Source organism: Halopelagius inordinatus (assembly GCF_900113245.1).
In the GTDB taxonomy this organism is placed as follows: Archaea; Halobacteriota; Halobacteria; order Halobacteriales; family Haloferacaceae; genus Halopelagius; species Halopelagius inordinatus.
The window spans coordinates 790176-803188 of record NZ_FOOQ01000001.1 but is presented as its reverse complement, the minus strand read 5'-3'; the positions used below and the strand labels follow the sequence as shown (position 1 = coordinate 803188).

General features: G+C 64.1%; 15 protein-coding genes. 8 read left to right on the top strand and 7 right to left on the bottom strand.

What is annotated here, in order from left to right:
• The first annotated feature begins 10 nt into the window (after window positions 1–10).
• The 6 genes from BM167_RS04275 (at window position 11) to BM167_RS04250 (ending at window position 3936) form a co-directional block, all read left to right on the top strand.
• Window positions 11–211 carry a VNG_1110C family protein gene (locus BM167_RS04275; RefSeq protein WP_092889209.1) on the top strand — a complete coding sequence of 67 codons (201 nt, stop codon included), beginning with the start codon at window positions 11–13 and terminating at the stop codon, window positions 209–211.
• A 43-nt stretch (window positions 212–254) separates the two neighbouring features.
• Window positions 255–620 carry a DUF7541 family protein gene (locus BM167_RS04270; protein ID WP_092889206.1) on the top strand — a complete coding sequence of 122 codons (366 nt, stop codon included), beginning with the start codon at window positions 255–257 and terminating at the stop codon, window positions 618–620.
• 77 nt (window positions 621–697) lie between these two features.
• Complete coding sequence (locus BM167_RS04265; RefSeq protein WP_092889203.1) at window positions 698–1081, top strand: DUF6684 family protein; 384 nt, start codon at window positions 698–700, stop codon at window positions 1079–1081.
• A 96-nt stretch (window positions 1082–1177) separates the two neighbouring features.
• Complete coding sequence (locus tag BM167_RS04260) at window positions 1178–2917, top strand: cbb3-type cytochrome c oxidase subunit I (protein ID WP_092891091.1); 1740 nt, start codon at window positions 1178–1180, stop codon at window positions 2915–2917.
• Window positions 2918–3186: 269 nt separating this feature from the next.
• Window positions 3187–3468 (top strand): DUF7520 family protein, encoded by a 282-nt coding sequence (locus tag BM167_RS04255; RefSeq protein WP_092889200.1) that lies wholly within the window; start codon window positions 3187–3189, stop codon window positions 3466–3468.
• 75 nt (window positions 3469–3543) lie between these two features.
• Window positions 3544–3936: a universal stress protein gene (locus tag BM167_RS04250; RefSeq protein ID WP_092889197.1), complete on the top strand. Its 393-nt coding sequence runs from the start codon at window positions 3544–3546 to the stop codon at window positions 3934–3936.
• A gap of 108 nt (window positions 3937–4044) precedes the next feature.
• Here the strand turns inward: BM167_RS04250 and BM167_RS04245 are convergent, their stop codons facing one another.
• The 6 genes from BM167_RS04245 to BM167_RS04220 form a co-directional block, all read right to left on the bottom strand.
• Window positions 4045–4749 (bottom strand): thioredoxin family protein, encoded by a 705-nt coding sequence (locus tag BM167_RS04245; RefSeq protein WP_245781303.1) that lies wholly within the window; start codon window positions 4747–4749, stop codon window positions 4045–4047.
• A gap of 2 nt (window positions 4750–4751) precedes the next feature.
• Complete coding sequence (locus tag BM167_RS04240; protein ID WP_092889191.1) at window positions 4752–5495, bottom strand: ABC transporter ATP-binding protein; 744 nt, start codon at window positions 5493–5495, stop codon at window positions 4752–4754.
• Window positions 5492–6259: an ABC transporter ATP-binding protein gene (locus tag BM167_RS04235; protein ID WP_092889188.1), complete on the bottom strand. Its 768-nt coding sequence runs from the start codon at window positions 6257–6259 to the stop codon at window positions 5492–5494. Before BM167_RS04235 ends, BM167_RS04240 begins: the two co-directional genes overlap by 4 nt.
• A complete protein-coding gene (locus BM167_RS04230) occupies window positions 6256–7410 on the bottom strand; it encodes a branched-chain amino acid ABC transporter permease (RefSeq protein WP_092889185.1) in 1155 nt (384 codons plus the stop codon). Before BM167_RS04230 ends, BM167_RS04235 begins: the two co-directional genes overlap by 4 nt.
• Entirely contained in the window at window positions 7407–8375 is a 969-nt protein-coding gene (locus BM167_RS04225; RefSeq protein ID WP_092889182.1) for a branched-chain amino acid ABC transporter permease, read from the bottom strand. Before BM167_RS04225 ends, BM167_RS04230 begins: the two co-directional genes overlap by 4 nt.
• A 118-nt stretch (window positions 8376–8493) precedes the next feature.
• Complete coding sequence (locus tag BM167_RS04220) at window positions 8494–9906, bottom strand: substrate-binding protein (protein ID WP_092889179.1); 1413 nt, start codon at window positions 9904–9906, stop codon at window positions 8494–8496.
• A 319-nt stretch (window positions 9907–10225) separates the two neighbouring features.
• Here BM167_RS04220 and BM167_RS04210 point away from each other — a divergent pair, with 319 nt between their 5' ends.
• Entirely contained in the window at window positions 10226–10975 is a 750-nt protein-coding gene (locus BM167_RS04210) for a GNAT family N-acetyltransferase (RefSeq protein ID WP_092889173.1), read from the top strand.
• A gap of 1 nt (window position 10976) precedes the next feature.
• On the opposite strand, the gene BM167_RS04205 is transcribed toward BM167_RS04210, so the two are convergent.
• A complete protein-coding gene (locus BM167_RS04205; protein WP_092889170.1) occupies window positions 10977–12590 on the bottom strand; it encodes a long-chain-fatty-acid--CoA ligase in 1614 nt (537 codons plus the stop codon).
• Window positions 12591–12763: 173 nt separating this feature from the next.
• Here BM167_RS04205 and BM167_RS04200 point away from each other — a divergent pair, with 173 nt between their 5' ends.
• Window positions 12764–13003, top strand: coding sequence for a hypothetical protein (locus tag BM167_RS04200; RefSeq protein ID WP_092889167.1), 240 nt, complete (start codon window positions 12764–12766; stop codon window positions 13001–13003).
• Window positions 13004–13013 lie beyond the last annotated feature (10 nt).

Sequence of the window (13013 nt, the reverse complement as noted above, 5' to 3'; positions counted from 1 at the left end):
GTGAACCAGAATGGCGGATGCCTCCACCTTTCGGGACAGTACGGAGATAGTCGTCCCGTGCAGTTCCTTCGCGGACGTTCGAGACGAACTGGAAGCGGAGTTCACCGTCACCGTCTTCCCCGCCGACGGTGTCTGTCGAATTATCGCGAGCCCGGTGGAGATACAGGCTGTAGAGCAGTTTCTCGCGCGCCACGGCGTCCGCGTCCCCTGAACCGTTCCGAAGCGCTTTCTACCCCGCGTGACCTACGCCCGGTATGGACGAGACGCCGGGGCTCTCAGACCAGTACCGGATGGCCAGCCCGTGGCCCCTGTTCGTCGCGCTCGGAATCCCCATCTCCGAGATCGGCATCCTGTTCGACCTCTTTCCCGTCGCGGTCGGGGGGTTGCTCCTGTTCAGCGGGAGCGTCGCGGGAATGGCCCACGAGTCCGGATACGCGAAGACGCCGTGGAGAGCGCTCGCCGTCCTCTCGGTGATTCTCTCCGTTCTCGGCGGAGTGATCGCTTTCACGGACGTCAGTCTCGTGACTCGCGGGTACGCCATCATCGCCGCGGGCGTCATCCTCCTCGTCGGCGGCGTCGTCGGAGAACTGTTCGTCGACGAGAGAGAGCCGTCGTACTGACGTTCGAGGCGATCGATCGGTTCGAACGGTAGCGAACCAACAAGCTATTTGATTCGGGGGCGCCGAGACACTGCTATATGGCGAACAAAATCTTCGACAAGGAGACGCTGTTGGACCTGACGGTCAACATCGTTCCGTTGTTCATCATCGCCTTCTTCGTCGTCGGGTTCGCGGTGTATCCGGCGTTCGGCACAGAACTCTTCCCGATGGCGGTGCAGTTCGGTCTGCTCGCCGTCCCGTTCGTCCTGCTCGCGATACTGACGTATCTCTCGGGAAAAGCCATCGCCGGGGCAGAGAAAGGTTCGACCGTCTTCCTGCCGGGGCAGGCGACGGTTCCGGGGGCGACTCCGCTTCACGAGGCAGAGCACGAATCGGAGACCGACACCGCGGAATCCGACCCGTCGGCCGACGATGAATCACACGTTTCGGACGCCGACGCGACCAAATCCGACGGACAGTAGCGACGTCGTTCGCGACTCGTACCCGAACCTTTCATTACCCTCCGTTCCTCAGAATCACCCATGGAGATAAACGGACAGTTAGCGCTGACGGTCCTCATGGGGGTCTTCCTCGTGGCCGTCGCCGCGTGGCTCGCGCGGATCGAGAACTGGCGCACCTACACGCCGCTGGCTGGCGGCGGTGGCGTCGGCGGACACGGGCAGGAAGTCCACCAAGAGAAGCCATCCGGAATCATCCGATGGCTGACCACAGTCGACCACAAAGACATCGGTATCCTGTACGGAACGTACGGACTCATCGCCTTCGCGGTGGGCGGGTTGATGGTGATGGTGATGCGGGCCGAACTCGCCGACCCCGGTGCGACCCTCATCTCGAACACCTTCTACAACTCGCTGATGACGAGTCACGGCATCACGATGCTTTTCCTGTTCGGGACGCCCATCATCGCGGCGTTCGCGAACTACTTCATCCCGCTTCTCATCGGTGCCGACGACATGGCGTTCCCGCGCATCAACGCCATCGCCTTCTGGCTTCTGCCGCCGGGCGCGTTACTCATCTGGGCCGGCTTCTTCCCCATCCCGGAAGTCATCCCGGCACAGACGGGATGGACGATGTACACGCCGCTTTCGGCGGGAATCGGCCAAGGTAATCAGGCCAACGCCGGTGTCGACCTGATGCTTCTCGGACTGCACCTCACGGGTGTCTCGGCGACGATGGGCGCTATCAACTTCATCGCGACCATCTTCACCGAACGCGCGAAGGAAGTGTCGTGGGCGAACCTCGACATCTTCTCGTGGACGATTCTCACCCAGTCGGGGCTCATCCTCTTTGCGTTCCCCCTGCTCGGGAGCGCGCTCTTGATGTTGCTCTTCGACCGCAACTTCGCGACGTCGTTCTTCGTCAACGACGGCGGCGGCGCGATACTGTGGCAACACATCTTCTGGTTCTTCGGCCACCCCGAGGTGTACGTGTTGGTGCTCCCGCCGATGGGCATCGTCAGCCTCGTGTTGCCGCGCTTCGCCGGCCGTCGGCTGTTCGGATTCAAGTTCGTCGTCTACTCGACGCTCGCTATCGGCGTCCTCTCGTTCGGCGTCTGGGCGCACCACATGTTCGCGACGGGCATCGACCCCCGTCTCCGCGCCTCGTTCATGGCCGTCTCCTTGGCCATCGCCATACCGTCCGCGGTGAAGACGTTCAACTGGATAACGACGATGTGGAACGGTAACGTTCGGCTCACGACGCCGATGCTGTTCTGCATCGGGTTCATCTCGAACTTCATCATCGGCGGCGTCACCGGCGTCTTCCTCGCGTCGATTCCGGTCGACCTCGTGCTTCACGACACCTACTACGTCGTGGGTCACTTCCACTACATCGTCATGGGTGCCATCTCCTTCGCCGGGTTCGCGGGAATCTACTACTGGTTCCCCCTCTTCTCGGGACGGATGTACCAGCGCACGCTCGGGAAAGCGCACTTCTGGCTCTCCATGATCGGGACGAACCTGACGTTCTTCGCGATGATCCTGCTCGGCTACGGCGGCATGCCGCGTCGCTACGCGACGTACCTGCCGCAGTTCACCGACCTGCACCTCCTCGCGACTGTCGGCGCGTTCGTGCTCTTGGTCGGACAGATCATCTTCGTCGGCAACATCGTCCAGTCGTGGCTCGAAGGACCGGAAATCACGGACGGCGACCCGTGGAACCTCAAAGAGGACAACCTCTACACCTCCGATTGGGACTGGTTCAGTCGCAAACTGGAGACCTCGATCGCCACCGACGGCGGCGAGGAAGACGAGACCGCTCTCACCGACGGCGGCAGTACGCCGGACGCAGAAGAGTAACTGACGCTCTTCGTTTTCTCGACTGTTCTTCCGACTTTCGAGCGAGTCCGTAGCGTCGCTTCGAGAGTCGTCTATCCGGAAGAAAGCGGCCGTCGGTCAGATGATGAGGACGACGCCGGTCAGGAGCATCAACACCGCGATGGCGGCGAGAACGATGCCGAGGAGGTCCTTGTCGGACATATCTCAGCGTTAGTGTCGAAGGGCAAAGAGCCGTCGGTGTCCGGCGGCGAGAACGGAACCACTAACCCGAGTCGGCCGAAGATTCGAACGTGAGCGAGTCCGCATCTCGGTCCGGCGACTCGGGCGTCGACGGTCCACGGTTCGTCGGTGCGCTCTACGTGATGCTCGTCTGTTTCTCCGGCGTCGCCGGATTCCTCGTCGGCACGTTCGTCGAGAACCTCAGCGCGCCGAGATTCCTCTTCGTGATTCCGTTCCCGCCGACGCCGCTCGGCTTTGCGGCCTACGGCGCACTCACCATCGCCATCGTGTTGGGAATCCCGCTTTACCTCGTCGTCTACGTCTCGGAGAACGTCGTCGAGGACGCGACCTGAGCGCGGAGGGGTTCGGCGACCGAACCCCGCGCCGTCCCCCAAAAGACTAAGCCGCGGGGGCGGACATCTGTGCGTATGTATCACGTGGTAGTCGGTGTCGACGACGAGGCGGAACACGCGCTTCGATGCGTCGAAGAGGTGGTCAATCTCCCCGGCGGAGTCGAAGAGAAGTCGGTGACGCTCATCCACACGTTCGTCGACAACCCGAGCGGTGCGTCCGCGACGCAGGTCCAGTCGGTCCGCGAGGCGGCGGACTACCTCGAAGAACACGGGATCGAGTGCGAGATAGAGGAGTCGAGCGGTGACCCGGCGGACGCCATCGTGAGGACCGCGGACGGAGGGGAGGCGGACCTCATCGTCGTCGGCGGGCGAAAGCGGTCGCCCGCCGGAAAGGCGCTGTTCGGGAGCGTCACGCAGTCGGTCGTTCTCGGCGCGCAACGACCCGTGATGGTCACCGGCGTCGACTAATCGCGGACGGACGCCGGCCGTTTCTCCGCACGTCAGTTCGGCCGGAGCGAACGCTCTCTGCGATTCGAGCGGTCGAAAAAGGAAAGAGCCGACCGAAGACCGCCGAACTCAGGAGTCGCCGAAGACATCCGCGAACCGGTCCGCGAACGTCTCGGGGCGGCGGCGTCCCGTCAGCGTCTCTCTGCGTTCGCCGTCACAGAAGAGAAGTACCGCCGGGGCGGCGTCGACGCCGAACTCGCGGCGGAACGCGGGCGCGTCTTGGCCGTCGAGGCCGGCCGTCGCGACGCCCTCGGGAACCGCGTCGAGAATCTCGGGCACGTCCGCTTTCATCGCCTCGCAGGGGTCGCAGTGGTGCCGCCAGACGGTCACCACCGCGTCCGGGTTCGAGTCGAGGAACGATCGGTACGAATCGTCGGTCAGTTCCTCGAACGCCTCCGGAACCGGCGTTTCGGGTTCGATGCGGACGAGGAGGTCCGACGCGACGGCGAGAGTCGGCGAGTCGAGTTCGCCGTCGGCGAACGAACGCGCGGCGAGGTACGCGATGACGTCCGCTCTCGTCACTTCCCCGGCGTCGAGAAGCGACGCCGCCTCCGCTCTCTCGACGCCGAAGAGGTCCGCCACCGTCGACTCGACGCCGTCGTCGTCCATCTCGGCGTACGTGTCGTGGTAGACGCGGCGGACGTCCTCGTACTCGCTCGTCGTCGCGAGCGACCCGTCTTCGCTCTCGGTCACCGCCCCGAGTTCGACGAGTCTATCCAGAACCGCTTCCGGGTCGGGGAGGCCGCCGTCGGGCGACGGCGCGTCTGTGCTCACTGTCACACCCCCAGATACCGCTCGCGGGTCTCTTCGTCCGCGCGGAGTTCCTCGGAACTCCCGTCGAACACGATTCCGCCTTGGTCGATGATGTACGCGCGGTCGGCGAGTTGTATCGCCGCCGCGGCGTTCTGTTCGACGAGGAGGATGGTCGTCCCGGCGTCGCTGATTCGTCTGACCGCCTCCTCTACGTCCTCGATGATCTTGGGCGCGAGACCCTCGTACGGTTCGTCGAGCAACAGCAGGTCGGTGTTCTGCTTCAGTGCGCGCGCGATGGCGAGCATCTGCTGTTCCCCGCCCGAGAGCGTCCCCGCCCGTTGGGTCCGCCGTTCGTCCAGTCGGGGGAACTGCGCGTACACCTCGTCCGTGGTGAGTCCCTCGCGTTCGACGGCGACCGACCGCCTCCACGTGTTGGACGTGTTTCTGGCCACCTCGGCGAGGTGGAGGTTCTCCGCGACGGTGAGGTTCGGAAAGATGCGGCGTTCCTCCGGAACCAGGGAGATGCCCTGCATGGAGACGTCCTCGGCCGTGCGGCCGGTGATGTCGTCGCCTTTGAACCGGACGACGCCGTCTCGCACGTCCGGCGGCGTCGCGCCGGCGATAGACCGGAGCGTCGTCGTCTTGCCCGCGCCGTTGCGGCCGAGCAGGGCGCATATCTCGCCTTCCTCGACGTTCATCGACAGGTTCCGAAGGATGTGGCTCTCACCGTAGTACGCGTCTATCTCCGAGAGTTCTAACAGGCTCATATCTCCATCCCTCCGAGGTAGGCCTCTTGGACGTCGGGATTCCCCCGAATCTCGTCTGGCGTCCCCTCGGCGATTACTTGCCCTCGGTTGAGGACGACGATGCGGTCGGAGACGCTGAAGACGATCTCCATGTCGTGTTCGACGAGGACGAACGTGAGGCCGCGTTCCCGCTTGACCCGTTCGACGAGTTCGACGGTCGATTGGGTCTCCTCCGGCGACATCCCCGCGGTGGGTTCGTCCATGAGGAGGAGGTCGGGGTCCGCGGCGAGTGCGATACCGATTTCGAGGCGGCGCTTGTCGCCGTACGGCAGGTCTGCCGCTTCGGTGTCGGCGCGGTCCAACAGGCCCACGTCGTCGAGCGTCTCCTCTGCGAGGTCGTGAACCGCAGAGAGGTTGTTTCGGTGCGTGAGGAAGTTCAGCCCGAACTCGCCGTGTTCCGCGGCGAGAGAGGCGATTTCGGCGTTCTCTCGGACCGTGAGGTCCGGGAAGATCGAGGCGGTCTGGAACGACTTCGAGACCCCCCGTTGGACCACCTGGTGCGGTTCCAAGCCGACGATGGACTCGCCTTTGAACCGGATGTCGCCCGCGGTCGGGTCGAGTCGGCGCGTGATGAGGTTGATGAGCGTCGATTTGCCCGCGCCGTTCGGGCCGATTATCGAGACGCGTTCGCCCGACTCGACGGAGAGGTTGACGTCGTCGGTGGCGACGAGGCCGCCGAACTCCTTGACGAGGCCGTCGGTTTCGAGAAGCGGTCCCGAACTCATCGGCGGTCACCCCCGAGACGGTCGGAGACGAACGTTCGGACGTCCGTTATCGCCCCCCAGATGCCTCGCGGCGCGAACCAGATGACGACGACGAACACGAGTCCCAAAAGGAGGTGCCAGTACGTCCCGAAGTCGTCGAGGAGGACGACGTCGGTGAGCGGAATCTGCAGCGTCTGGATGCCGCTCACGATGTTCTCGACGTAGAGATAGACCGCCGCGCCGAGAATCGGGCCGAAGAGCGACGCCGCCCCGCCGAGGACGGTCATGATGACGATTTCTCCGGACTCGGTCCAGTACAGCGACTGAAGCGGGACGTACGACCCGTGGATGGTGAACAGGCTCCCGGCGATACCGGCGAACCCGCCGGAGATGATGAACGCCATCAGCTTGTAGCGCCAGACGTTCAGACCGACGAACTGCGCGCGCTGTTCGTTCTCGCGGATGGCGCGAAACACCATGCCGTACGGCGAGTTGAGGATACGGTACGCCGCGGCGACGGCGCCGACGGCGATGACGCCGACGAACAGGTAGAGCCACGTCCCCATCAGTTCGCCCGCCAGTCCGGGCAGGTCGGCTTCGAGGTGGAACGTGCCGAAAAGCGGAGCCACGCTGATTCCGGTGAGTCCGTTCTCGCCGCCGGTCCACGCCGAGAGCGGAGCGGTGGCCATGTAGTACAGCATCTGCCCGAACGCCAGCGTGAGGATGCTGAAGTAGATGCCGCCGCGTCGGAGCGACAGGAATCCGAGCACCCACGCGAACAGTACCGCCGAGACGGTGCCGACGACGACCATCGCGATGGGGTCCGCCGAGACGCTCTTCGAGAAGATGCCCGCCGCGTAAGCGGCCCCGCCCCAGAAGGCCGCGTGGCCGAACGAGAGCAAGCCGGTGTAGCCGAGAAGCAGGTCGAAGCCGATGGCGAAGATGCCCCAGATGAGAATGAGCGTCGCGAGGCTCTGGTAGCCGAGCAGAACGTCGCTGACGAACGGGGCGCGAGCGAACAGCCACGGGAACACCGCGACGACGACGGCCGCGATACCGACGACAGTCGCCTCGCGTTCGCGAATCCGCTCCCACCGGTCGAGCAGTCCGGGCCGTTCGACGACCGTTCCGCCGTCGCCCGACGGAGACGGTTCGGGGTCGGAGTCGCTCACGGCGCCACCTCCTCGTTACCGAGGATGCCCTGCGGTCGCGTCAGGAGGACGATGGCCGCGATGGCGTACAGCCCCACCTGCGACCACGCCGGGACGAACGCGACGAGGACGGCAGTAGTGAGGCCGAACAGGACGCCGCCGACGACTGCGCCGGCGATGCTGCCGACGCCGCCGATGACGACGGTGAGAAACGCCGGAACGAGGATGTCCATCCCGACGGTCGGGTTGACGACGTTCAGCGGTCCGCCCACGACGCCCGCGACGCCGGCGAGTGCAGAGCCGATGCCGAAGACCACGAGGTACGGACGGCTTATCTTGATGCCGAGGAGTCGAACCATCTCGGCGTCTCTCGTCCCGGCCCTGACGACGAGTCCGAAGTCGGTGTACTCGACGAGAGCGTAGACGATAGCGACGAGCACCGCCGTGATGGCGATGACCCACAGGCGCCACCGCGGGAAGTTTCCGACGATGGGAAGCGCCACGGGACCCGAGACGGGGATTCCGGCGAACCCGGCGAAAGAGAGGATGCGCGCCGGTTGCTCGAACGGCAGGCTGTTGCTGCCGAACAGCACCCGAAACAGTTCCTGCAGGACGATGGCGAGGCCGAACGTGACGAGAATCTGGTCGGTGTCCGGTCGGTCGTAGAACGACCGCGCGACGTAGCGCTCCATGAGGAGTCCGACGCAGAAGACGATGAGCGGAACGAGTATCAGCGCGGCCAGAAAGCCCCACTCCAGTCCGAGCGTCGAGTAGCCCCACTCCGAGAGCTTCCCGGACGTGAGGTTCACTTCGAGGGCGACGAACAGACCCGCGTACGTCCCGATGACGTACAACGCCCCGTGGGCGAAGTTGACGAACTTGAGCGTCCCGAGGATGATAGAGAGTCCGACCGCCAACAGGACGTATATCGCGCCCTGCTGGAGGCCGTTCAGGAGGATGGTCACGACGTCGGCCAGAAGGCTCATACCGGAACCCCTCCGGCCGGGCGTGATCCCCGCTTGATACCGATAGTGAATTGTATTAGCATGACAGTATGGAATGCGAATTTTGGTCTAAAGATTATGAAGTTTCCGCTGTGAGTGTCTACTCGTAGGAGCCGAGTTCACACTCCGCGGCCGGTCCTTCGTCGCAGGCGTAGCCGAGGTCGTCTCGGCTCGTGAGGTTCACGAGTTCGTAGTACTGGCCGTCGGACTGGTCCGACGAGGAGAGGCCTTTGACGACGGGCACGTCGCGTTGCGCTTGGTGGTCGCACTTGCGCATCGTCTCTGCGCCCATGCCGATGTTGTCGTACTCGTAGCCTTCGAGCTGTTTTATGACCTCGGGCGGGTAGAACGTTCCCGCGCGTTCGGCGGCGGCGGCGTACTGCAGCGTCTGCGCGTACGCGAGTTGTGCCACCCCGGAGGGAATGCGGTCGTACTCGGACTGGAACACCTCCGTGAACTGGTTCGACGGTTCGTTGTCTATCTGCGAGTCCCACGCGACGGTACCGTAGATGTCCTCGATGGCACCGCCGGCGGCCTCCGCCATCGGCCGGTTGTACAGCGGAACGATAATCTCCATGTCTTGGTCGATGCCGGCGTCGACCGCCTGCTGGACGGAGTTCGACCCGTCGAGGCCGTAGTGGTTGAGGATGAGCACGTCCGCGCCGGAGTTCGCCGCCTGCGAGAGGTACGTCGAGTAGTCGGACGTGCCGAGCGGAGTGGCCACGCTGTCGACCTGTTCCCAGCCCGCCTCCTCGGTCATGAACTTCTCCATCGACGCCTGCTGGGTCTGGCCCCAACTGTAGTCGGCGTACAACTGGTAGAACTTGAGGTCCTCGCCGTACTCGTCGCGCACCACCGGAGCCAACGCTTGTCCGGTCATGTACGCGTTGAACACCTCACGGAAGCCGTACCGAGCGCAGTCTTTCCCGGTGGTATCGTTCGAGTGCGTCAGACAGGCCATGAACATGACTTTCTCCTGTTGACACAGCCCCTGCACCGCGATGGCGACGGCGGAGGAGGACCCGCCGGACACCATTATCGCCCCGTCGCGCTCCACCATCCGAGAGGCGGACTGACGGGCCGTGTCGGCGTCGGTGGCGGTGTCGCCGTCCACGTAGTCGATTTCGTAGCCGAGGACGCCGTCGCCCGACAGGTCGTCGAACTGAGAGTCCACCCATCCGCCGCCGTTGTTCAGGTGTTTGACCGCCAGTTCGTAAGCGCGGAGTTCGTCCTGCCCCTCCGAAGCGTACGGACCGGACTGCGGGACGTTGAACCCGAACGTCGCCGTGTCGCCCTCTATGGGGAAGTTTCCGAGCGGCGGATAGTCCTCCCCGCCGTCGCCTCCGCCTCCGCCGCCCCCACCGTCTCCGCCTCCGCCGCCACCGTCGCCACCGTCGCCTCCGTCGCCGCCGCCCCCGCCGGAACAGCCAGCGAGCGCGGTTATTCCAACGGTACTTGCACCAGCAGCCTTCAACAAGTCTCTCCGATGGAGAGATTTGTTATCCCGTGCCATGACACTACTCCTGATAAGATTGTTAATAATCGTTTTGTACATATGCCCTTTATGGCTGGTAATATCGGCCATATAAGTAGATATTCCTATAGGTAGTATAAGGTCAACATTCCGGGGCCGATATCCGGGAGACGGCTCCGTTCGGCACCTACGAGTAGAACCGCCCACGGGGGCGACTCCGAGAGCGAAGCGACGCCCACGCCGAGAGTCGCGCCGAGTGCGTCGGACGACGCCGACGGTCGGACGCAGGCGGCGAGACTCGTCTTCACACCGTGGGTCATCCCGCAAGGTGAAGTGACGAACGTCCCTACCATTCGGCATGGATGTGCGGGACGCTAACACGCATTATGCCGAACAGATACAGTCGGTCGCCCGCGAGTCGCTCATCGCCTCGTACGGACACGCGTTCGACGAAGAAACGCTCTCGGACGCGGTCAGGGAGTGGTACGACCGCGATACGGTGACGGATTCGCTAACCGACGACGACGTGATACTGGTCGTGGGGACGGACGACGGGGAGGTGGTGGCGTTCGCCGAGAGTTACGTCAACGAAGGAGAGGTGTCCGTCGGCGAGATAGATTGGCTCCACGTCCTCCCGGCGTACCGCGGCGAGGGACTGGGGACGCGGTTGCTGCGGGAGGTAGAACGGCGACTCAGAGCCGAGGGCGTCGAGCGAATCCAAGGGCGGGTGCTGACCGAGAACGAGTCGGGGGCGACGTTCTACGAGGACCACGGCTTCTCCCGGGGGTCGGACCGAGAACTCGACATCGGCGAGGAGACGTTCGTCGAACGCGTCTACACGAAGCCAATCGAGAACGACACCCCGACGATGGAAACGCGGGAGACCGAGGCGGGCGAACGCGTCTTCGTCGCCTTCGACGAGGCCGCTCGGGGGTCCGAGTCGCCGTTCGTGGTGGCGTACTCGGACGAGGGCCGCGAGAGGCGGTACGGCTGGATGTGCACTCACGACGGTAGTTTCGACCTGGCGATGGACACGATGGGGCGAATCCAGTGCAACACCTGCGGCAACCGACGGAAGGCCACCCGCTGGGACTCGTCTTACCTCTGAGTCAGCCCTGACCGACCATCCGGTCTTCGTCCTCCCACTCGCGTTCTCGCAGTTCGTACTTCTGGACCTTTCCGGTCGCCGTCTTCGGCAGTTCGGCCACGAACTCTATCTCCTTGGGCACTTTGAACGTCGCGATGCGCTCCTTGCAGTATTCGATGAGGTCGTCTTCCGTCACGCCGGGGTTCGACGGGTCTCCGTTCGACGGGACGACGAACGCCTTCGGCGACTCGCCCCACTCCTCGGAGGGCGCGGGGATGACCGCCACGTCGCCGACGGCGTCGTGGTCGAACAGCGTGTCCTCTAACTCGATGCTCGATATGTTCTCGCCGCCGGAGATGATGATGTCTTTCTTCCGGTCCTGAATCGTCACGAAGCCGTTCTCGTCGACGACGGCCAAATCGCCCATGTGGTAGTAGCCGTCCAACCGCTCCGAGAACGCCGTCTCCGTCTCCTCGGGTTTGTTCCAGTAGCGGTCCATCACCTGGTTGCCGCGGACGACGATTTCGCCGACGGTCTGACCGTCTCGGGGCACCTCCTCGCCGTCTTCGTCCACGACGCGAACGTCCGTCCCGAGGTAGCCGATGCCCTGTCGTTTCTTCAGGTCGAACCGCTCGGGGTCGTCGTCGTCGAAGAAGCGGCGGGCGTGCGACGTGGTGATGAGAGGACCCGTCTCCGTCGCGCCGTAGACGTGCATGAGATACCAGCCGAACTCGTCTTCGACGGTTCGGATGGTCGCCTCGGGCGGGGCCGCCCCCGCGGTGGCGACGCGCACCGGATTCGACCCCGTCGTCTCCACGCCGCCCTCCGCCTCGTAGTGGTCCATGAGCAGTTTCAACACCGTCGGCGCGGCGCACATGTAAGAGACGTCCTCCTCGCGGACGGCGTCGAGGACGTCCGCCGCGTCGACGCCGCGGGTGCAGACGTGTTTCGCGCCGTGACCCGTCACCGAGTAGATGTGACCCCACCCGTTCACGTGGAACATCGGAAGCGTCCACAGGTAGATGTCGTCGTCGGCCAACTCCTGGTGCATCGACACCAGATAGGCGTGGATGGTCTCCGCTCGATGGGTGCGACAGACCCCCTTCGGGTCACCCGTCGTCCCGGAGGTGTAGTTGATGGTGACGATGTCGTCTTCGTCCATCTCCGGGCGGTCGTAGTCGGCCGACGCCTCCAGTTCCTCGTCGAACGAGAGCCAGTCTCCCTCCACCGCCTCGACGTCGTTCGTGACGAACGTCTCCGTCGGCACCTCGTCGCGTATCTGCTCTATCTTCCCCGCGTACTCGTAGTCGGCGTACACCACGTCCACGTCCGCGTCGTTCAGGATGTACTCGTAGTCCGCGGGGACGAGTCGGTAGTTCAACGGCGTGTGAACTGCACCGACCTGCATCGACCCGTAGGCCGCCTCCAGATGGTAGTGCGTGTTCGGGTCGAGGACGGCGACTCGGTCGCCTTTCTCGACGCCGTATCGCTGCAACGCCGCCGAGAACCGGTCCGCGCGGTCTCCGAACTCGTCGTACGTGTAGCGCTCTCCGGTCGTCGCCACGACGGCCTCCTTTTTTCCGTAGTGACGCCGCGCGCGGTCCAAAAAGTCGGTCACGAGGAGGGGTTTCTCCATATGCCAGAAGTATCATTAACGATTGCTATAAAACTGCGGTTCGCTGCAACCTTCGGTGTGGGTACGTACGTCACGAGTTCGAAGTGGAGGGCTCTTTCGTCTCCCGACGGGAGGAGAGCACACCGGACCGGTTGGCAGAAAGCAACTTACCGTCCCGTCGCGTGGAGCGACCAATGGCACTCTCAGACTACGCGGGCCGTTCGCCGAAGGGACGCGATGCGACGGTAGTCCGAGTCGCCCCGCATCGCCTGTGGCGGCCGGGAGGCGAACGCGTCGAGTCCTGCGCGTACAGCGGCGAGGAACTGTCGCTCTCGGAGAGGCACCTCCTCGTCGTTCTCGACGTCGGCGACGACAGGGTCAGAGAGTACGTCCGAGACGAGTCGTGTCTGCGGGCGTGGCTGAACGACGAGTGAGCGGCCGAAA

Excerpts from the sequence above, each read along its gene's own strand:
- BM167_RS04240 (WP_092889191.1), bottom strand. The coding sequence starts at position 5,495 with ATGAGCCTGTTAGAACTCTCGGAGATAGACGCGTACTACGGTGAGAGC.
- BM167_RS04265 (WP_092889203.1), top strand. The coding sequence starts at position 698 with ATGGCGAACAAAATCTTCGACAAGGAGACGCTGTTGGACCTGACGGTC.
- BM167_RS04225 (WP_092889182.1), bottom strand. The coding sequence starts at position 8,375 with ATGAGCCTTCTGGCCGACGTCGTGACCATCCTCCTGAACGGCCTCCAG.
- BM167_RS04210 (WP_092889173.1), top strand. The coding sequence starts at position 10,226 with ATGGATGTGCGGGACGCTAACACGCATTATGCCGAACAGATACAGTCG.
- BM167_RS04200 (WP_092889167.1), top strand. The coding sequence starts at position 12,764 with ATGGCACTCTCAGACTACGCGGGCCGTTCGCCGAAGGGACGCGATGCG.
- BM167_RS04235 (WP_092889188.1), bottom strand. The coding sequence starts at position 6,259 with ATGAGTTCGGGACCGCTTCTCGAAACCGACGGCCTCGTCAAGGAGTTC.
- BM167_RS04260 (WP_092891091.1), top strand. The coding sequence starts at position 1,178 with ATGGGGGTCTTCCTCGTGGCCGTCGCCGCGTGGCTCGCGCGGATCGAG.
- BM167_RS04275 (WP_092889209.1), top strand. The coding sequence starts at position 11 with ATGGCGGATGCCTCCACCTTTCGGGACAGTACGGAGATAGTCGTCCCG.
- BM167_RS04205 (WP_092889170.1), bottom strand. The coding sequence starts at position 12,590 with ATGGAGAAACCCCTCCTCGTGACCGACTTTTTGGACCGCGCGCGGCGT.
- BM167_RS04270 (WP_092889206.1), top strand. The coding sequence starts at position 255 with ATGGACGAGACGCCGGGGCTCTCAGACCAGTACCGGATGGCCAGCCCG.
- BM167_RS04250 (WP_092889197.1), top strand. The coding sequence starts at position 3,544 with ATGTATCACGTGGTAGTCGGTGTCGACGACGAGGCGGAACACGCGCTT.
- BM167_RS04220 (WP_092889179.1), bottom strand. The coding sequence starts at position 9,906 with ATGGCACGGGATAACAAATCTCTCCATCGGAGAGACTTGTTGAAGGCT.